This is a genomic window from Terrabacter carboxydivorans (assembly GCF_039532035.1).
GTDB classification, from domain to species: Bacteria; Actinomycetota; Actinomycetes; order Actinomycetales; family Dermatophilaceae; genus Terrabacter; species Terrabacter carboxydivorans.
The window spans coordinates 41,887-61,181 of record NZ_BAAARE010000008.1 but is presented as its reverse complement, the minus strand read 5'-3'; the positions used below and the strand labels follow the sequence as shown (position 1 = coordinate 61,181).

Below are 19,295 nucleotides of genomic sequence, written 5' to 3'. Positions count from 1 at the left end.
TGAGGTGACGGCCATGCCGTCGCGCCCTTCCGCACCGTCTCAACGAGGAGATGCCGCATGCGCCTGTCCCGATCGTCCGCCCCGCCGACGCCACCCGCCCCGCCCGCCAAGAAGCCCACCCCGGCCGGCCCTGCCGCCGGGCCCCGCGGACGGAGGCGGCACCGTGCCCGGCTCGTCGCGGCGGCCGTGGCCGCCGTCGCCGCGCTCGGGTGGTCCGTCGCCGGACCGGCAGGTCCCGGCGCCGTCGTGCCGCAGGCCGCCGCGACGCCGCCGGGCAGCAAGGACGTCACGGCGACGCTCTTCGAGTGGCGCTACGACGCCGTCGCCCGCGAGTGCACCAACGTCCTCGGCCCCAAGGGCTACGGCTTCGTCGAGGTCTCGCCGGCCGCCGAGCACATCCAGGGCCCGCAGTGGTGGACCTCCTACCAGCCGGTCAGCTACCTGATCGGCGGCCGCCTCGGCGACTCGACGTCGTTCCGCTCGATGGTGACCGCTTGCCACAACGCCGGGGTCAAGGTCGTCGCCGACGTCGTCGTCAACCACATGAGCGCCGGCTCCGGCACCGGCACGGCCGGGAGTGTCTACACGAAGTACTCCTACCCGAGCGTCTACTCCGACCGCGACTTCCACACCTGCCGGCAGAACATCAGCAACTACGCCGACCGCACCGACGTGCAGACGTGCGAGCTCGTCGGGCTCGCCGACCTCGACACGGGCAGCGACTACGTGCGTGGCGCCATCGCCGGCTACCTCAACACCCTCCTCGGGCTCGGCGTCGACGGGTTCCGCATCGACGCGGCCAAGCACGTGGCCGCGACCGACCTCGCGGCGATCAAGGCCAAGCTGACCAACCCGAACGCCTTCTGGGTCCAGGAGGTCATCTACGGCGCCGGCGAGGCCGTGCAGCCCACCGAGTACACGGGGTCCGGTGACGTCGACGAGTTCCGCGCGGCATACGACCTCAAGCGGGTCTTCACGAGCGAGAAGCTGAGCTACCTCAGCAACTGGGGCGCCTCATGGGGCTACCTGCCGAGCGGCAACGCGCGCACCTTCGTCGACAACTGGGACACCGAGCGCAACGGCTCGACCCTGAGCTACAAGGCCGGGGCGACCTACACGCTCGCCAACGTCTTCATGCTCGCCTGGCCCTACGGCGCTCCCAACGTCTTCTCCGGCTACGAGTGGACCGACCCCGACGCGGGGCCGCCGCTCGGGGGAGCGGTGAACAGCTGCTACTCCGACGGCTGGAAGTGCCAGCACGCGTGGAGCCAGATCGCCGGCATGGTCGGCTTCCGCAACACCGTCGCCGGCACGGCCGTCACCAACTGGTGGAGCAACGGCAACAACGCCATCGCCTTCGGTCGGGGCGCCAAGGGCTACGTCGTGGTCAACCACGAGAGCGGCCCCGTCACCGCAACCTTCCAGACGTCGCTGCCCGCCGGCACCTACTGCGACGTCACCCACGGCACCGTCAGCTCGGGCACCTGCTCGGCGGCGACCTACACCGTCAGCGCGTCCGGGACCTTCACCGCGACGGTCGGGGCGAACGAGACCATCGCGCTGCACGTCGGCGCGACGAGCGGCGCCGTGCCGGCGACGCCCTCGGTGAGCTTCGGCGTCAACGCCACGACCTCGGTCGGGCAGGACATCTACGTCGTCGGGGACAACGCGGCCCTCGGCTCGTGGGCACCGGCCTCGGCGCTCAAGATGGACCCGGCCACCTACCCCGTGTGGCGCCGGACCGTAGCCCTGCCGGCGGGCACCGTCGTGCAGTACAAGTACCTCCGCAAGGACTCCGCAGGCACCGTGACCTGGGAGTCCGGGGCCAACCGGACCGCCACCGTGCCGGCGTCGGGCACGCTGACGCTCGACGACACGTGGCGCCCGTGACGCCCTGAGGGGTTGCCCAGGGCGTTGCCCGTGCCGACGCCGCCGAGTCCGTATGCCGTGAGGCGGGCTCGGCGGCGTCGTGCCGGCGTGCTGGGTGGCGGGCCACGCGGCATACGCTCGGGGCATGCCCAGTGCCGAAGGAAACCTGACGTGGGTGGCTGCCTCCGAGCGCCCCGACCTGCTCGCCCCGCCCGTGGCGGCGGCGCTCGAGCACGTGCCCGGCGCCCGCGTCGCGCCCATCGACGCGGCGCTCGCCGACACCGCCGCCTTCTGCGAGGCCTACGACGTGGCGCCCGAGGCCTCGGCCAACTGCGTGGTCGTCGAGGCCCGGCGTGGTGAGGAGACGACGCTGGCCGCCGTCATGGTGCTCGCCACCGATCGCGCCGACATCAACCGTGTCGTGCGCAAGCACCTGGGGGTGCGCAAGATCTCGTTCGCCGACCAGGCCAAGGCGCAGGAGCTGACCGGGATGCAGCAGGGCGGGATCACGCCCGTGGGCCTGCCGGGGGAGTGGCCCGTCCTCGTGGACGAGGCCGTCGTCGCGGCCGGGCTCGTCGTCGTCGGCGCCGGACTGCGGGGGGCCAAGCTGCTCCTCGACGGGGCGGCGCTGGCCGCCCTGCCCGCGGCCCAGGTCATCGCTCTCGCGATGCGCTGACCCGGGCCCCTCGGGACGTTCCGGTCAGCCGGCGACGTCCCAGAGCATCTGGGCGCGCTCGGTCGGGGTCGTGCCGCCCCAGATGCCGAACGTCTCGGGCACCCGGAGGGCGTGGTCGAGGCACTGGGCCCGCACCGGGCAGCTGCCGCAGACCATGCGGGCGGCCTCGGTCTTCTCGCGGCGCTCGCGCTGGTCGATCTCCTGGTCGTCGGTGAAGAACTGCTCGACGGCCTTGGTGCGGCAGCGGCCCTGCTCCTGCCACTCGTAGGAGGAGTAGGTGGGGCGCGGCAGGCGGGTGACGGTCATGGCTTCCTCCGTGGTCTCGGGTCGAGCAGGGGCGAGCAGGTCGAGCGTGGCTCCGGCCTCGCCGTGGTCGCGGCTTCGTGCGTCGCGTCGGGCGTGGCCTCGGCGGGGAGGTGATCCGGGGCGACCAGCTGATGCAGGTCGAGGTGATCTGATGCAGAACTTACGCAGAACTTATGCATTGCACAAGACCCTTGCATAGGTTTATGCTTCGGGGAGCCCGATCGGTGCGGGGGCGGTCCATGACGGGAATCTCGGACCGCCCCGCCCCGAGCAGGGCGACCTACCTGGACGGTGATGACCCTGATGAACGCGCATCCGGCGGCCGCGAGCGGCGCCGGCCGGCAGGAGCCCGACGACCCCGAGTTGGGGGACCCCGTGCCCGAGCTCGGCTGGCCCGTCGGCGTCGTGTCCGATCGCCTCGGGATCGCCGCTCCGACGCTCCGGTCGTGGGACCGCCGGCACGGCGTGGGTCCGAGCCTGCGCACGAGTGGCAACCACCGTCGCTACACCGAGCTCGACATGCGCCGGGTCCAGCTGATGGCGCGGCTGACGGCGCAGGGAGTGCCGGCCCAGAGCGCCGCCGACTCCGTCCTGGCCATGGATGCCCGTTCCATCGCGGAACGTCTCGGTGCCGGTGGCGTGACCGTCGGTGCGACGGCCCCGGGGGCAGCGGCGGTCGTCGACGACGAGATCGACCGCGACGGGGTCCCGGAGTCGGACGTGGCGCAGGCCGATGCCGCCGACATCGTCGAGTCGATCGTCGCCGCGGCCAGGGCCCTGGACGCCCGCACGATGTCCCTGCTCTACCGGCAGGTCATGCGCCGACGTGAGGTCGGAGCCGCGTGGGTCGAGGTCTTCGCGCCGGCACTGCGCCGGGTCGGGGACCTCTGGAGGGAGGGCCGGCTGGGGGTGCAGGCGGAGCACCTCACGAGCGAGCTGCTCCAGTCCGAGCTCCGGGCCGTGGTGCGGGCCAACCGGCTCCGGGTCGCGGGCCGGCCGGTGGTGCTGGCCGGCGCCGACGACGAGCAGCACCACCTTCCGCTGCTGGCGCTCGAGGCCGAGCTCGCGCGCCACGGCGTCGCAAGCCTCTTCCTCGGCCCGCGCGTCCCCTCCGAGGCGCTCGTCGCGGCACTGCGCGAGTCGCGGCCGAGGGCGGTCTTCCTCTGGGCCTCGATCGCGCGCCCCGGGGTCGAGCCCCTGTGGCGTGACCTCGCCGTCGTGGACTGGGACCTCGAGGTCGTCATCGGCGGCCCGGGGTGGGCCGACGGGATCGTCGTCCCGGCGGGGCCGGTGGTGCTGACGCGGGTCACCGACTTCGGGACCGCGGTTCGAGCCCTGACGTCGTCTCCCGGTGGCTTGACGCGCTGAGCAAGAATTCGCAACATCCTGAACACGAATGCAAGATTTTGCAGATCAGGTCTGGCGTGGTGTCCGAGATGGGCGCTAGGTTCTCCCCCGGTGGTCGAGCGTCCAGACACGGGCGTGAGCGACCGAGCCCACAAAGGAGTGCGCATGCGCCGTCGCCCGGCCCTGTCCGTCGCCGCTGTCTCAGCCCTGGTCATGGCGGGACTCGCCGTCCCGTTGGCGGCCGCCCCGACCGCGCGGGCGGCCGACGCCCCGCGCACGGCGACCCTCGTCGGATCCCTGCAGGACGAGCTCGGCTGCAGCGCCGACTGGCAGGTCGACTGCACCAAGACCGACCTCACGCTCCAGCCCGGCACGACGACGTATGCCGCCGACTTCCGGCTGCCCGCCGGCAGCTACGAGCTCAAGGTCGCCATCAACCACTCGTGGACCGAGAGCTACGGCCAGGGGAGTGCGAACATCCCCCTCGTGCTGGCCGGTCCGGCGACCCTGCACTTCACCTACGACGACACGACGCACGCCGTCGGGGTCGCCCCGACCGATCTCCCGGGTGCCGCCACCAAGGCCGACAGCGCCCTCGCGACCCCGTCGCTGCGTCGCCTCGCGACGAAGGAGCGCTTCTACTTCGTCATGGCCGACCGCTTCGCCAACGGCGACACGGCCAACGACAGGGGCGGCCTCACCGGCGGCCCGCTCTCGACCGGCTTCGACCCGACCAACGAGGGGTTCTACCACGGCGGGGACCTCAAGGGCCTGACCGGCAAGCTCGACTACATCAAGGGCCTCGGCACGACCGCCATCTGGCTCACACCGTCGTTCAAGAACCGGGCGGTGCAGGGGAGCGGGTCCGACGCGAGCGCCGGCTACCACGGCTACTGGATCACCGACTTCACGCAGATCGACCCGCACCTGGGCACGAACGCCGACATGAAGACCCTCATCGCGGCCGCGCACGCCAAGGGGATGAAGGTCTACTTCGACATCATCACCAACCACACCGCCGACGTCATCTCCTACGAGGGCGACAAGTACTCCTACGTCAGCAAGGCCACCAGCCCCTACAAGGACGCCTCGGGCAAGGCCTTCGACGACGCCGCCGTCGCCGGCAAGCCGGCCTGCACGGGCGCAGCGACGGTGCCCGACTGCTTCCCGGCGATGTCCGCGGCCACCTCGTTCCCCTACGTGCCGAAGGTCGCCGACGCCGACAAGGACGTCAAGGTCCCGGCGTGGCTCAACGACACGACGCTCTACCACAACCGCGGTGACTCGACGTATGCCGGTGAGTCGGCGACGTACGGCGACTTCTCCGGTCTCGACGACCTCTTCACCGAGAACCCCAAGGTCGTCTCGGGCATGGAGGGCATCTACAAGTCCTGGGTGGACTTCGGGGTCGACGGCTTCCGCATCGACACCGTCAAGCACGTCAACATGCAGTTCTGGCAGGCGTTCTCGCCGGCGATCCTCGACCACGCAGCCGCGACCGGCAAGAAGAACTTCTTCATGTTCGGCGAGGTCTACGACGGCAACCCGAGCTACACGAGCCAGTTCACGACGCAGGGCAAGCTCCCGGCCACGCTCGACTTCGGTTTCCAGGGCGCCGCCCTCGGCTTCGCGCAGGGCAAGGCGACGACCGGCATCCGTGACCTCTTCGCCGGGGACGACTACTACACCGACACCGACTCCAACGCCTACGAGCTGCCGACCTTCCTCGGCAACCACGACATGGGTCGCGTCGGGGCGATGCTCCTGGCCGGTGGCGCCACGGGCGACGACCTCCTCGCCCGCGACCGGCTCGCCACGTCGCTGATGTTCCTGACCCGCGGCCAGCCGGTCGTCTACTACGGCGACGAGCAGGGCTTCACGGGGCCCACGAGCGACTTCGGCGACAAGCGCGCCCGCCAGGACATGTTCGCCACGCAGACGCCGATCTACAAGGACGACGTCATCGTCGGCAGCAAGGAGCTCGCCGGCACCTCCGCGCACTACGACACGTCGGCGCCGCTCTACCGCGCCATCAAGCAGCTCTCCGCGCTGCGCGCCGCCAACCCGGCCCTCGCCGACGGCGCCCAGGTGCACCGCTACGCCTCCGACGCGGCCGGCATCTACGCCATCAGCCGCATCGACAAGGCGGCCAAGCGTGAGTACGTCGTCGTGGCCAACAACGCCACGACGGCCAAGAGCGCGACGTTCTCCACCTACTCGGCGGGCTCGAAGTTCGTCCCGCTGCTCGGTGCGACGTCCGACCTCCGGGCGGCTGCCGACGGCCGGGTCACCGTCACGGTCCCGCCCCTGTCCGTCGCGGTCTACCGCGCGAACTCCACGATGGCACAGCCGAAGTCGGCTCCCGCGATCTTCCCGACGTCCCCGAGTGCGGGCGGCGTCGTGGGTGGCCGCGCGGAGATCGGCGCGGCCCTGCCGGGCAGTTCGTTCGCCGAGGTGAGCTTCCTCCAGCGCCCGGTCGGCACGTCCACCTGGACCCCGATCGGCACCGACGACAACGCCCCGTACCGCGTCTTCCACGACGTGTCCGGCCTCGCCAAGGGCACCCTCGTCGAGTACCGCATGGTGGCCCGCGACATCGCCGGCCACGTGTCCGCGACGTCCACCTACGGCATCGTCGGAGAGCCGACGACCGCGGGTGGCGGCGGCACCGGCGGTGTCGGCCCGGTGACCCAGCCCGCCAACGTCAGCGTCCCCGGAAACCACAACTCCGAGATGGGCTGCCCCGGCGACTGGCAGCCGGACTGCGCCCAGGCGCAGCTCGCCCTCGACCCCAAGGACGAGATCTGGAAGGGCACCTACTCCTCGATCCCCGCGGGCGACTACGAGTACAAGGCCGCCATCAACAAGTCGTGGGACGAGAACTACGGCGTCGGCGGCGGCAAGGGCGCGGGCAACATCGCCTACACCGCCCCGGCCGGCAAGCCCGTCACGTTCTACTACGACCACCGCACCCACTGGGTGACGAGCGACGCGCAGGGGCCGATCATCACGGCACCGGGCAGCTTCCAGAGCAAGCTCGGCTGCCCCGGCGACTGGGCCCCCGACTGCATGCGCTCCTGGCTCCAGGACCCCGACGGTGACGGCACCTACACCTTCACCACCGACCAGATCCCTGCCGGCAGCTACGAGTTCAAGGTCGCGGTCGGTCTGAGCTGGAACGAGTCCTACCCGTCGAGCAACGTGGCCTTCTCGGTCCCGTCCGACGGCGTGCTGACGACCATCAGCTACAAGGCCTCGACGCACGAGGTCTCGGTCAAGACGTCCAAGGCCGGGGCTGCTCCCGACCTGACGAAGTCCAAGGCCTACGTCGTCGGTCCCGACCTCGTCGCGTGGCCTGCCTCCGCCCTGCCTGCCGGCACCGACCCGGCGACGCTGGGCTGGCGCCTGCACTGGTCGGCCGACGGTGGGCTCGCCGTCGACGCCGAGGCGGTGACCGGTGGTTCGGTCGCGACGCTGACGCGTGACCCGGCGGGCCTGCCCGCCTCGCTCGTCGCCGCCCACCCGGAGCTCAAGGGCTACGTCGCCCTGCGCACCGACAAGGCCACGGCACGGCAGATGCCGCAGATCCTCAAGGGTCAGGTGGCCGTCGCGATGTACGACTCGAACGGGTCGCTCCTCGACGCCACGGGTGCCCAGACGGCCATCGCGCTCGACGCTCTGTATGCCGCGTCCGCCCGCACCCGCTCCTACGGCGTGAGCTTCTCGGGATCGGGCCGGGTGGGCTTCTCACTGTGGGCGCCGACGGCCCAGCAGGTCACCCTCCTGACCTGGCCCGCGGGCAGCGCCGACCAGCCGGTCGCCACGGCCCGGAGGACCGCCATGGCCAGGGACGGTGCCGGGGCGTGGACCACCTCGCTCGCGGCATCGGCCAAGGGCGCCCGCTACCTCTACGAGGTCAAGGTCTGGGCCCCGACGACCGGCAAGGTCGAGACCAACGTCGTGACCGACCCCAGCTCGGTGGCCCTGACGCTCAACTCGACCCGCTCGGTGGCGGTCGACCTGCGCGACCCGGCCTTCATGCCGTCGACGTGGCGCACCACGCCGTCGCCGAAGCTGGCGCAGGACGTCGACTCCACGATCTACGAGCTGCACATCCGCGACTACTCGATGTCCGACGCCAAGGTGCCCGCCGCCCAGCGCGGCAGCTACCTCGCCTTCGCCGCGGACGGCGACGGCCGGGCGCACCTCAAGGCGCTGGCCAAGGCCGGCCTCAACACGGTGCACCTCCTGCCGAGCTTCGACATCGCCTCGATCGAGGAGGACCCGGCCAAGCAGGAGACGCCGAAGTGCGACCTGGCCTCCTACGCGCCGGACAGCGAGGAGCAGCAGAAGTGCGTCGGTGCCGTCGCGGCCAAGGATGCCTTCAACTGGGGCTACGACCCGTACCACTGGAGCGCTCCGGACGGGTCCTACGCCTCGAGCGCCAAGGCTGCTGACGGTGGTTCCCGCGTCGCCGAGTTCCGCACGATGGTGGGGGCCCTGCACCAGGACGGCCTGCGGGTCGTGCTCGACCAGGTCTTCAACCACACGGCGGCCTCGGGACAGGACGACAAGTCGGTGCTCGACAAGATCGTGCCCGGCTACTACCACCGCCTCAACGCGAGCGGCGCGGTCGAGACGTCGACGTGCTGCCAGAACGTCGCCACCGAGCACGCCATGGGCGAGAAGCTCATGGTCGACTCGGTCGTGTCGTGGGCGCGCAACTACCACGTCGACGGCTTCCGCTTCGACCTCATGGGGCACGCCAGCCGGGCCAACATGCTCGCGGTCCGTTCGGCGCTCGACGCGCTGACGCTGCAGAAGGACGGCGTCGACGGCAGGTCGATGTACCTCTACGGCGAGGGCTGGAACTTCGGCGAGGTGGCGAACAACAAGCTCTTCGTCCAGGCGACGCAGGGTCAGCTGGGCGGCACGGGCATCGGGACCTTCTCCGACCGGCTGCGTGACGCCGTGCGTGGTGGCGGTCCGTTCGACGAGGACCCGCGGCGCCAGGGGTTCGGCTCCGGCGAGGCCACCGATCCCAACGGGGCCGCGGTCAACGCCGACGCCGCGACCCGGCTCGGCAACGACACGGACCTCGTCCAGCTCGGGCTGGCCGGCAACCTCAAGTCGTTCACGTTCCGCAGCCAGAAGTCCGGCACCGTCGTCAACGGCACGCAGGTCGACTACAACGGCTCACCGGCCGGCTATGCCGACCAGCCCGACGAGGTCGTCAGCTACGTCGACGCGCACGACAACGAGACGCTCTTCGACTCGCTGACCTACAAGCTGCCGGTCGCCACCTCGATGCAGGACCGGGTGCGCATGAACACCCTGTCGCTGGCGACGACCGCTCTCGCGCAGACGCCGTCGTTCTGGCACGCGGGCGCCGACCTGCTCCGCAGCAAGTCGCTCAACCGCGACTCCTACGACAGCGGCGACTGGTTCAACCGACTCGACTGGACGGGTGCCGACAACGGCTTCGGCCACGGCCTGCCGCCCGAGGCGCAGAACTCGGCGAAGTGGCCCTACATGAAGCCGCTGCTCGCGAACGCTGCGCTCAAGCCGACTGCCGCCGACGTGCGGACGGCGGAGGCGATGTCGCAGGACCTGCTGCGACTTCGCTTCAGCACCAAGCTGTTCCGTCTCGGCAACGCTGCGGCCATCGACGCGAAGGTGTCGTTCCCGGTCTCCGGGACGCCCGACGCCAAGCAGGGTGTCATCGTCATGCGGATCGACGACACCGTGGGGGCCGATGTCGACCCGGCTCTGCGCGGTGCGGTCGTGGTCTTCAACGCGACGCCCTCGGCCGTGGCGCAGAAGGTGCCGGGCCTGACCGGTCCGGTCACCCTCAGCCCGGTCCAGGCGAACGGCGCCGACAGCGTCGTCAAGAAGGCGACCTACGACGCCGGCAGCGGATCGTTCTCGGTGCCCGGCCGCACCGTCGCGGTCTTCGTCCAGCCGAACTGACACGCCGCTCCACCACAGACGCCCCCGGCGCCCGGATCTCGGGCGGCGGGGGCGTCTGCTATACCCTTAGGGGTATGACCCAAACGGTGGGACCCGTCCCGGCGGTCGGAGCGCGCCGCCGGCCCCTCCGCCGGTGGGCGACGTTCGTCGTCCTCCTCGCCGGGCTGGTGCTGCTCGCCACCTGGACCCAGGGATGGGACTTCGCCACCGCGCCGCTGTGGTCCACGCTCGTGCTCGCCTCCCTCGTGGCAGCCGCCGGAGCCGCTGCGACCTTCGTGCCGCAGCAGGGCGAGAGTGCCCTCTCACGCCTCGGCGGGTCGTGTGCGACGGTCGACGCGGTCGCCACCGTCGCGAGCGTCGGTGTCGCGCTGAGCTCGGCCCGCGACGGCGGCACGGCCTCCCTGGCCCTCGTGCTCGCCGGCTTCGCCCTGGCCCGCCGGGCCACCACGCCCCAGGGCTGCGGCCCCGACTGCTGACACGTCCGTTCCGGACCAGCACCTGACGGCCCGGCCTGTCGCGAGCCCGCCCTGCGGCATACGTTGTTCGGGTGACCACACGTGCGACGGACGACATGACCTACCGGCAGCTCGGCGACAGCGGCCTGACCGTCTCGACGGTCGGCCTGGGCTGCAACAACTTCGGGCGGCGCCTCGACCAGGAGGGCACGACCGCCGTCGTCAACGCCGCGATCGACGCCGGCGTGACGCTCTTCGACACGGCAGACATCTACGGCCTCGGTGCGAGCGAAGAGCTGCTGGGCTCTGCGCTCGGCAAGCGGCGCGAGCACGTCGTGGTGGCAACGAAGTTCGGCATGGACATGCAGGGCGCCAACGGCCCCGACTGGGGTGTCAGAGGTTCACGCCGCTACGTTCGCACGGCGGTCGAGGCGAGCCTGCGGCGTCTCGGCACCGACTGGATCGACCTCTACCAGCTGCACCGTCCCGACCCGCACACGCCGATCGGCGAGACCCTGGCCGCGCTCGACGAGCTCGTGCGCGAGGGGAAGGTGCGCTACATCGGCAGCAGCAACCTCACCGGCTGGCAGGTCGTCGACGCCGACTGGACCGCCCGGGGCGCCGGCACGGAGCGGTTCGTCTCGGCGCAGAACGAGTACTCCCTGCTCGAGCGTGACGTCGAGGACGAGCTCGTGCCGGCCTGCGAGCACGTCGGGGTCGGGCTGCTGCCCTTCTTCCCGCTCGCTTCGGGACTGCTCACCGGCAAGTACCGTCGCGGCGAGGAGGCGCCCCAAGGCACCCGTCTCGCCTCCATGTCCGACCGCCTCGACGCGGCGGACTGGGACGCCATCGAGCGCCTCGAGGGGTATGCCGCGGAGCGCGGTCTGCGGCTCATCGACGTCGCGATCGGCGGCCTCGCGGCCCAGCCGGCGGTGGCCTCGGTCATCGCAGGGGCCACGACGCCCGAGCAGGTGCGCGACAACGTGCAGGCCGGCCTCTGGCACCCGAGCATCTCCGACCTCGCCGCCCTCGACGAGATCACGACTCCCGCCGGCTGACCGCCCGTTCGAGCGAGCGCTCGGCACCGCGGACCCCGGGTGTAGGCCGGGTGGGGCGGCCACTTGCGTGAGCCCTTCGCCCCAGTGGGGTGGGTGGGGTGGACGCGGCCACTCGAGTGGGCGCTCACTCGACGGGGACGGGGCGCCCGGTCGACGGGGACGAGGCCGGGTGTCTCTCGCAGCGGAGGGCGTGCCGGTAGAACCATGCGCCACCGATGCTGAACGTGCCGGCCGCGACCATGGCCACCTGCGTCGAGGTGCGCTCGGCGAGCAGGCCGAGCAGGGGAGCGGCGACGCCGAAGGCGACCGAGGCCACCATGGAGTTCATCGACAGCACCGTGGTCCGGTTGCGGGCCCGGGCCTCGCGGTGCAGCAGGGCCGAGTGCATCGGCCCGGCCGAGCCGTGGAGCAGGTAGGTGACGCCGTAGGCCGCCACGAGCGCAGCCGGTCCCGCCACGAGTCCCATGACGACGGCGCCGAGTCCGTTGAGGACGCGCGCGAGGATCGCGGTCCGGGCGACGCCGATGCGCCGGCTGCACCACCCGCCGAGGGCGGCCCCGACGGCGAAGACCGCCCAGCCGGCGGCGGCGACCGGACCCATGACGGCGCCGGCGCGCTCCTCGCCGCCGACGAGCTCGGCCAGCCGGATGGGCTGGAACGTCTCGAAGACGATCATCGCGACCGACCAGAAGAGCTCGACGGTGACGATGCCGCGCAGCACGCGGTTGTCGCGGAGCAGGCCGAGGCCCTCACGGACGACGGCCGGGGACTCCTTGGCCGAGGCCAGGGCGCGCCGGGCGCCCGAGGTGTCGAGGTGCTCCGCCGACGGCGGCTCGCGCAGCAGCACGAGCACGGCGAGCAGGTGCACGACGTTGAGGGAGACGAACACCGCGACCGGCAGCACGAGCGCGGAGGCGCCGGCGAAGGGGTGCCACCACACGAGGCCGCCGGAGACCAGCGCCCCGGTGGCGATGCCGACCCCGAGCACCGTGCCCTGCGCGGCCAGCGAGCCTTCGACGTCGGACCCCGGCGCCGTGGCGTGGACGGTGTCGACGAACCACGCCTCGAGCGGTCCGGAGTCCAGGGCCCGGAACACGCCCATCAGCACCGCTGCCGCCAGGAACGCCCAGAACGAGTGGGCGACGAGCAGGATGCCGCTCGCGACGACGTTGACCACCGCCGAGACGACGAAGACCGGCCGCCGCCCGAAGGCGTCGGCGAAACCGCTCGTCGGCAGCTCGAGGACGAAGATCGTCAGACCGGCGGCGGACGAGATCGTCATCGCCTGGGCGACGGAGAGGCCGCGCTCGAGCTGCCACAGGGTGAGCAGGCCGACGACGAGCCCGACGGGGAACCAGCGGGTGAAGGTCAGGGTGAGGAAGACGCGACGGGCGGCGGGGGCGGACAGGACGGCATACGACCTCGGGCTGCTCATCGGGACGACTCGCGCGAGCCGGCGGCCGGCGGCCGGTCGAGGTCGAGGGGGTAGGCGAAGGCGTAGACCGCGATCCGGCGCGCTTGCGGGTTGCCCTGCCCGACCCGGCGGTAGCGCTCGATGAGGTCCCACATCTCCTCGCGCATCGCCTCGAGCGACTCGGCGGTGACGAGCACCGAGGCGTCGCTCGAGCCGCACGCGTCCTGCCACGCGGTGGGCCACGTCGTGGACACGTCGAGCCACTTGTCGTACTGCTCGCTGAAGTGGCGCGCGTAGTCGCGGGTCAGCCAGTTGAGTGCGGTCTCGGAGTCCTCGTCGCCCTCGAAGTCGCTGGGGTGCCAGGAGTGGTACTCGGAGCTGGCGCGCCAGAGCCGGCGCTTGCCCTCGCCCTCCTCGGTGTCGTGGACGAGGCCGACCGACTCGAGCTTGCGCAGGTGGTAGCTGGTCGCGCCGGAGTTGGTGCCGAGCGCGGCCGCGAGGTCGGTGGCCGTCGCCGGGCCGCCGCGGCGCAGGGCCCCGAGCAGCCGCGAGCGCAGCGGGTGGGCCAGCACACGCAGGCTCTCGGGCGTGAGCCAGACGTCCTCGTGGTCGGTCGGGTCGTCGCCCATGGACGGCGAGGAGGCGCCCGAGGACGGGGTGGGGGAAGCGGGCGAGGGCGAGTCCGATGCGGCCACACTGTGCACAATACCTTTGCACAGTTCATGTGCACAAGGATTGTGCATGCGAGCAGCGAAGCGACGTCTGTGCAGGTCAGAGCCCCTTTCGGACGCTGGCTCCCGGGATTTGGGCGCCGGGCGTCGACCCCGTAACATTGATGAGGTTGTGCACCGGGCCGTCAGGCGAACCCTCCTCCGTCGAGGACGGGCGACGCGGACCGAGCCCAGCGGCATTCACGGCTCCACCATCTTCACCGAAGCGAAGGCAGACTCCATTGCGCACGTACACCCCGAAGCCCGGCGAGGTCACTCGCACGTGGCACGTCATCGACGCGACCGACGTCGTGCTCGGCCGTCTCGCGAGCCAGGCCGCTGTCCTGCTCCGGGGCAAGCACAAGCCGCAGTTCGCACCGCACGTCGACACCGGTGACTTCGTCATCATCATCAACGCCGACAAGGTGGCCCTGACCGGCGCCAAGCTCGAGCAGAAGAAGGCCTACCGCCACTCGGGCTTCCCGGGCGGTCTGCGCTCGACCTCCTACACCGAGCTGCTCGCCAAGAGCCCCGAGAAGGCCGTCGAGAAGGCCATCCGCGGCATGCTGCCGAAGAACTCGCTGGCCCGCCAGCAGCTCTCCAAGCTCAAGGTCTACCGCGGTGCCGAGCACCCGCACTCGGCCCAGCAGCCCGTCCCCTTCGAGATCACCCAGGTTGCGCAGTAAGCCCCCGGCTGCTGCGTAGAAAGCGACAAGACACGTGACTGACATCGTGAACGAGGACGTCCTCGACACCGACGAGCCCGAGCTGACCGAGTACACCAGCGAGTCCTCGGCCGACTCCGCCCTCGGCGAGCCGAAGCGCGCGCGCCAGGTCTCGACCCCCGGCGCTGCGACCGGTCGTCGCAAGCAGGCCATCGCCCGCGTCCGGATCGTCCCGGGCACCGGCGAGTGGAAGATCAACGGCCGCACGCTCGACGCCTACTTCCCCAACAAGGTCCACCAGCAGATCGTCAAGGAGCCCCTGACGCTCCTCGAGCTCGACGGCTCCTACGACGTGCTCGTCCGCGTGCACGGCGGTGGCCCCTCCGGCCAGGCCGGCGCGGTGCGCCTCGGCGTCGCCCGCTCGCTCAACGGCGTGGACGAGGAGCTGAACCGTCCCGCACTCAAGAAGGCCGGCTTCCTCACCCGTGACCCCCGCGTCCCGGAGCGCAAGAAGGCCGGTCTCAAGAAGGCCCGCAAGGCTCCCCAGTACTCCAAGCGCTGATGCTTCGGCTGGCGCCGAGCATCACCGCTTGGCTCCAGTCGCGCTGATCGCCGCCTGCACTGGCTGCACGAAGGCCCCCGAGCAGTGCTCGGGGGCCTTCGTCGTTCCCCGATGGCGTATGCCGTGTGCCCGGGCACGTCGCGGCCGTTCCGCAGCGCCGTCGCTCGGCGCGCAGGGAGTGTGCGGTATCGGCTGATCCCAAGACTGGCGTGGCACCCTTGACGGCATGCAGGTGACCCAGGGGACGGCCGCGCGGCGGGGGATCGGCGGCGTGCTGGGTCCGGTGGGCGCCATCGGCCTGCTCGTGCTGGCGGCGGGTGGCCTCGCCCTTGCCTGGACCACGACGGGCAGCGACACCGGCGTCGTCGGCTGGTGGCTGGCCGTCGTCGGGCTCGGCGTGCTGCTGCCGGGGTGGGCGCTGGTGCGCTGCGTGCACGGCGCCGGGACCAACGCCACCGACCTGGGCTGGGCGGGTGCGGCCGGCATCGTCGTCGCGCTGCTGACCTGGCTGCTCGGGCACCTGCTCGGTGTCAGTCTGCCCACGCTCGTCGTCGGGCCGGCGCTGGCGCTCGTGCTCCTCGGCGTGCCTGCAACGCGGCGCCGCCTCGTCGGGTCGTCGGTGGACGGCGGCCGGTGGCCGCTGGGGGCCTGGGCGGGTCTGGCGGTCTCAGCGCTCCTGGCGGTGCGCTGGATGTGGGTCTCCGGGCTCGCGGTCAACGCGCCGGAGCCGACGGCCCGCTTCCAGCTCTTCCACCAGGACCTGCTCTACCAGACCGCCCTCACCGGGGAGGCGCGCCGCAGCCTGGACCCCGGCTATCCCATGGTCGACGGCGAGCCGCTCGGCTACCACTGGTTCTTCCACGCCCTGGCCGCCCAGCTCGGCGGCTCGGGACTGCACGACCTCGACGTCGTCTCCCGCCTGCTCCCGGCGACCCTCGTGGTCCTGCTCGTGCTGCTCGCGGCGTCCGTCGGCACCCAGGTCACGGGTCACTGGACGGGCGGCCTGGGGGCGGCGCTCGCGGTCGGGGTGGTCCGACCCTTCTCGGTCGACCCGTGGGCACAGGGACCGCTGTCGATCCTCGGCAACTACTGGCAGCTGAGTCCCACCGCGACCCTGGGATGGGTCCTGGGACTCGCCCTGACCGGTGCGCTCGTGGCCCTGCTGCGCCGCAGCCCCCTCGACCGGGCCGTCCCGCTCTGGCTGCTGCCGCTCTTCGCGGTCGGCGCCGCCGGCGCCAAGTCGGCCCAGGTCCCCGTCGTGCTGTGCGGGGTCGGCCTGGCGGGTGTGGCAGCCCTCGTCGCGGGCAGCCGTCGAGAGGGTCGTGGGCGCACGGCACTGCTCTACGGCGGCACGCTCGTCGGCCTCCTCGTCGTCATCGGGCTGGCGCTCGCCTTCATCTACCCCGGCTCCTACGGCCTGCGCCTCGACCTGCTGGCCTGGCCGGGCGACTCGGCGAAGCAGGTCTACGGCACGCGGAGCGTCGCCACCTCCGCCGAGGCGGCAGCCGCTGCGGTGACCTTCGTGCGGCGGTGGCTGCCCATGCTGCTCCCGTGCGCGGGGCTGCTCGTCCTGCTCCGCCGTCGCGCGTCCGAGCCGGCGGGGTGGATCGGCCTGGGGGTGGTGGTCGGCGGGCTCGTCGCCGTGCTGAGCCTGACCCATCCCAGCGCCAGCCAGTACTACTTCGCCGCCGCTGCCCTCCCGCCGGGCCTCGCGCTCTCCGGTGCGGGCGCGGGCCTCTTCGTCCAGGAGACCCTGGTGAGGGCGGACGGGCTGCCCGGGCGCCAGGCCCTGCGCCCCAGGGCCCGTGCCCTGCTCGTGCCCGGGGCCGTCGTCGTCGTGGCGGTGCTCGTCGGGGTGCTGTGGCGGGCGACGCAAGAGCGCGCCCCGGCGCCGCGGGTGTCGCCGGCCGTCGGCGAGCCCGGAGCACTCGGCGCCAGGACGCTGGCGTGGCAGTGGGCCTCTCCCACCCTGCTCGTGGTCGCGCTCGTCCTGCTCGTCGTCACGCTCGGCTGGGTCGTGGTCGTCGTGCGCCGCGACCAGCCACGGGCCGGCACCTGGGGTGGCCTCCTGGCCCTGGCGTCGCTGGCCATCGGGGTGCTCGCCCTGGTGCCGGCGCTCAAGATCGGCTACACGCCCGGCGAGCCCGTGTCCGCGGCCCCGGCGCCGCAGGTCGGCAAGGCCGAACCGCGGCCCGCCGTGAGCCCCGCCCTCTACGAGGCCGGGCAGTACCTCCGGGTGCACGCCGACCCCAGTGACGTCATCGCGACCAACCGCATCTGGAACGGCCGCACCAGGGCCGGCTACCGCGACAACCGGGACTTCTCGGTCGTCGCCCTGTCGGGGCTGCGCACCGACGTCTCGGGCTACGGCTACGCCCCTCGTATGCTGCAGGCCGCCTCCGAGGCCGACGTGCCCTACTTCTACGCCCCCTTCTGGGACCCCGCCCGCCTCGATGCCGAGCTGGCCCTCATCACCTCGCCCACGCGGGCCACGCTCGACGCGGCCTACCGCGACCGACACATCCGCTGGATCGTGGCCGACGAGCGCTCGGGGGAGGTCTCTACCGAGCTCGCCTCGCTCACCGACGTCGTCATGCACCGGGACGGTGTCTGGCTCGCGCGGGTCCGTCCGCCCGCCTCGTGAGCTCCGGGACTGCGCCGTCCCGAGGCTCGTAGGAGGGCCGTTCGAGCCACCCCCGAGGCCTTCACGGCGCCGCCGCGCAGCCGTCGCGGGGCCTCCGAGGGGCCCCCGTGGGGCCTTCGTAGGGCCGGCGCGGCGGTCGGCCGAGGCGCCGGTGCCTGGCTCGGGCGGTATGGTCGTCCGAGCAGATCGGCGACCGGGCACCCACGGTCGCACCCCTCGGGAAGGCAGAACACGCGTGGCTCGACTCTTCGGCACGGACGGCGTCCGTGGTGTGGCGAACAAGGACATCACCGCAGAGCTCGCGCTCGACCTCTCCGTGGCGGCGGCCCACGTCCTCGCCGAGGTCGGCGCCTTCAACGGCCACCGCCCCGTGGCCGTCGTCGGACGCGACCCCCGCGCCTCGGGTGAGTTCCTCGCCGCAGCCACCGTGGCCGGCCTGGCATCCGCCGGGGTCGACGTCCGCGACGCCGGCGTGCTGCCGACCCCCGCGATCGCCTACCTCGTGGCCGAGCAGGACGCCGACCTCGGGGCCATGCTCTCGGCCTCGCACAACCCGATGCCCGACAACGGCATCAAGTTCTTCGCACGCGGCGGCCACAAGCTCGCCGACGATCTCGAGGACCGCATCGAGGCGCGCCTGCGCGACGACTGGCAGCGACCCACCGGCGGTGACGTCGGGCGCATCACACCGCTCGCCGACGGGGCCGACCGCTACGTCGCCCACCTGCTCGCCACGCTGCCCCACCGGCTCGACGGGCTGCACGTCGTCGTCGACGCCGCGCACGGGGCCGCCTCCGAGGTCGCGCCGCGCGCGTTCCGCGAGGCCGGAGCCACGGTCACCGTCATCGGCGGCGAGCCCGACGGCCTCAACATCAACGACGGCTACGGCTCCACGCACACCGACCACCTCAAGGAGACCGTCGTCGCGACGGGCGCCGACTTCGGCATCGCCCTCGACGGCGACGCCGACCGCTGCCTCGCCGTGGACGCCGACGGTCACGAGGTCGACGGCGACCAGATCATGGCGATCCTCGCGCTCGCCATGAAGGAGCAGGGCGTGCTGCGCGGCGACACGCTCGTGGCCACCGTCATGTCCAACCTCGGCATGATCCAGGCCCTCGGCGGCGCCGGCATCACGGTGCTGCAGACGGCGGTGGGCGACCGCTACGTCCTCGAGGGGATGAAGGTCGGCGGCTACTCCCTCGGGGGCGAGCAGTCCGGCCACGTCGTCATGCTCGACCACGGCACCACCGGGGACGGCACGCTCACCGGGCTCATGCTGGCCTCACGGGTCGCGGCCACCGGTCGCACGCTCGCCGACCTCGCCGGCATCATGACCCACTTCCCGCAGGTGCTCGTCAACGTCAAGGGAGTCGACAAGTCGGCGCTCGACGCCAACGCCGCGGTCGCCGACGCCGTGCGTGCCGCCGAGGGCGAGCTCGGCGAGACCGGACGCGTGCTGCTGCGCAAGTCCGGCACCGAGCCGGTCGTCCGGGTCATGGTCGAGGCCGCCGACGGCGAGCAGGCCCGCACCCTGGCCGACCGCCTCGTCGGGGTCGTGCAGGCCGAGCTGTCGCTCTGACCCGGCCGGACGGCATACGCCCGCCCGCCAGGTCGGC

At 72.2% G+C, this 19,295-nt stretch carries 13 protein-coding genes; 10 read left to right on the top strand and 3 right to left on the bottom strand.

Annotated elements, in window-relative coordinates; all coding sequences use genetic code 11:
* The first annotated feature begins 57 nt into the window (after window positions 1-57).
* On the top strand, window positions 58-1,890 hold the full coding sequence (locus ABD297_RS10000) for a carbohydrate-binding module family 20 domain-containing protein (RefSeq protein WP_344254787.1): 1,833 nt from the start codon (window positions 58-60) through the stop codon (window positions 1,888-1,890).
* Between the two features lie 124 nt (window positions 1,891-2,014).
* Window positions 2,015-2,545 (top strand): YbaK/EbsC family protein, encoded by a 531-nt coding sequence (locus tag ABD297_RS09995; RefSeq protein WP_344254786.1) that lies wholly within the window; start codon window positions 2,015-2,017, stop codon window positions 2,543-2,545.
* Between the two features lie 24 nt (window positions 2,546-2,569).
* Here the strand turns inward: ABD297_RS09995 and ABD297_RS09990 are convergent, their stop codons facing one another.
* Window positions 2,570-2,851: a WhiB family transcriptional regulator gene (locus ABD297_RS09990; protein WP_344254784.1), complete on the bottom strand. Its 282-nt coding sequence runs from the start codon at window positions 2,849-2,851 to the stop codon at window positions 2,570-2,572.
* A gap of 294 nt (window positions 2,852-3,145) precedes the next feature.
* Here ABD297_RS09990 and ABD297_RS09985 point away from each other — a divergent pair, with 294 nt between their 5' ends.
* The 4 genes from ABD297_RS09985 (at window position 3,146) to ABD297_RS09970 (ending at window position 11,681) form a co-directional block, all read left to right on the top strand.
* On the top strand, window positions 3,146-4,219 hold the full coding sequence (locus ABD297_RS09985) for a MerR family transcriptional regulator (RefSeq protein ID WP_344254782.1): 1,074 nt from the start codon (window positions 3,146-3,148) through the stop codon (window positions 4,217-4,219).
* A gap of 144 nt (window positions 4,220-4,363) precedes the next feature.
* Window positions 4,364-10,168, top strand: coding sequence for a pullulanase-type alpha-1,6-glucosidase (gene pulA, locus ABD297_RS09980; RefSeq protein ID WP_344254780.1), 5,805 nt, complete (start codon window positions 4,364-4,366; stop codon window positions 10,166-10,168).
* Between the two features lie 74 nt (window positions 10,169-10,242).
* A complete protein-coding gene (locus tag ABD297_RS09975) occupies window positions 10,243-10,644 on the top strand; it encodes a hypothetical protein (RefSeq protein WP_344254778.1) in 402 nt (133 codons plus the stop codon).
* A 95-nt stretch (window positions 10,645-10,739) separates the two neighbouring features.
* Window positions 10,740-11,681 carry an aldo/keto reductase gene (locus tag ABD297_RS09970; RefSeq protein WP_344254952.1) on the top strand — a complete coding sequence of 314 codons (942 nt, stop codon included), beginning with the start codon at window positions 10,740-10,742 and terminating at the stop codon, window positions 11,679-11,681.
* Window positions 11,682-11,805: 124 nt separating this feature from the next.
* On the opposite strand, the gene ABD297_RS09965 is transcribed toward ABD297_RS09970, so the two are convergent.
* Window positions 11,806-13,116 (bottom strand): MFS transporter, encoded by a 1,311-nt coding sequence (locus ABD297_RS09965; protein ID WP_344254777.1) that lies wholly within the window; start codon window positions 13,114-13,116, stop codon window positions 11,806-11,808.
* On the bottom strand, window positions 13,113-13,790 hold the full coding sequence (locus ABD297_RS09960) for a helix-turn-helix domain-containing protein (RefSeq protein WP_344254775.1): 678 nt from the start codon (window positions 13,788-13,790) through the stop codon (window positions 13,113-13,115). The genes ABD297_RS09965 and ABD297_RS09960 overlap by 4 nt, the downstream gene beginning before the upstream one ends.
* Window positions 13,791-14,047: 257 nt before the next feature.
* Between ABD297_RS09960 and rplM the strand changes: the two genes are divergently transcribed.
* The 4 genes from rplM (at window position 14,048) to glmM (ending at window position 19,258) form a co-directional block, all read left to right on the top strand.
* Complete coding sequence (rplM, locus tag ABD297_RS09955; protein WP_344254773.1) at window positions 14,048-14,491, top strand: 50S ribosomal protein L13; 444 nt, start codon at window positions 14,048-14,050, stop codon at window positions 14,489-14,491.
* Between the two features lie 34 nt (window positions 14,492-14,525).
* Window positions 14,526-15,032 (top strand): 30S ribosomal protein S9, encoded by a 507-nt coding sequence (rpsI, locus tag ABD297_RS09950; protein WP_344254772.1) that lies wholly within the window; start codon window positions 14,526-14,528, stop codon window positions 15,030-15,032.
* 226 nt (window positions 15,033-15,258) lie between these two features.
* Window positions 15,259-17,676: a hypothetical protein gene (locus tag ABD297_RS09945; RefSeq protein WP_344254771.1), complete on the top strand. Its 2,418-nt coding sequence runs from the start codon at window positions 15,259-15,261 to the stop codon at window positions 17,674-17,676.
* Window positions 17,677-17,911: 235 nt separating this feature from the next.
* The gene (gene glmM, locus ABD297_RS09940) at window positions 17,912-19,258 is read left to right on the top strand and encodes a phosphoglucosamine mutase (protein ID WP_344254770.1); all 1,347 of its coding nucleotides are present in this window, start codon (window positions 17,912-17,914) and stop codon (window positions 19,256-19,258) included.
* The last annotated feature ends 37 nt before the right edge of the window (window positions 19,259-19,295 follow it).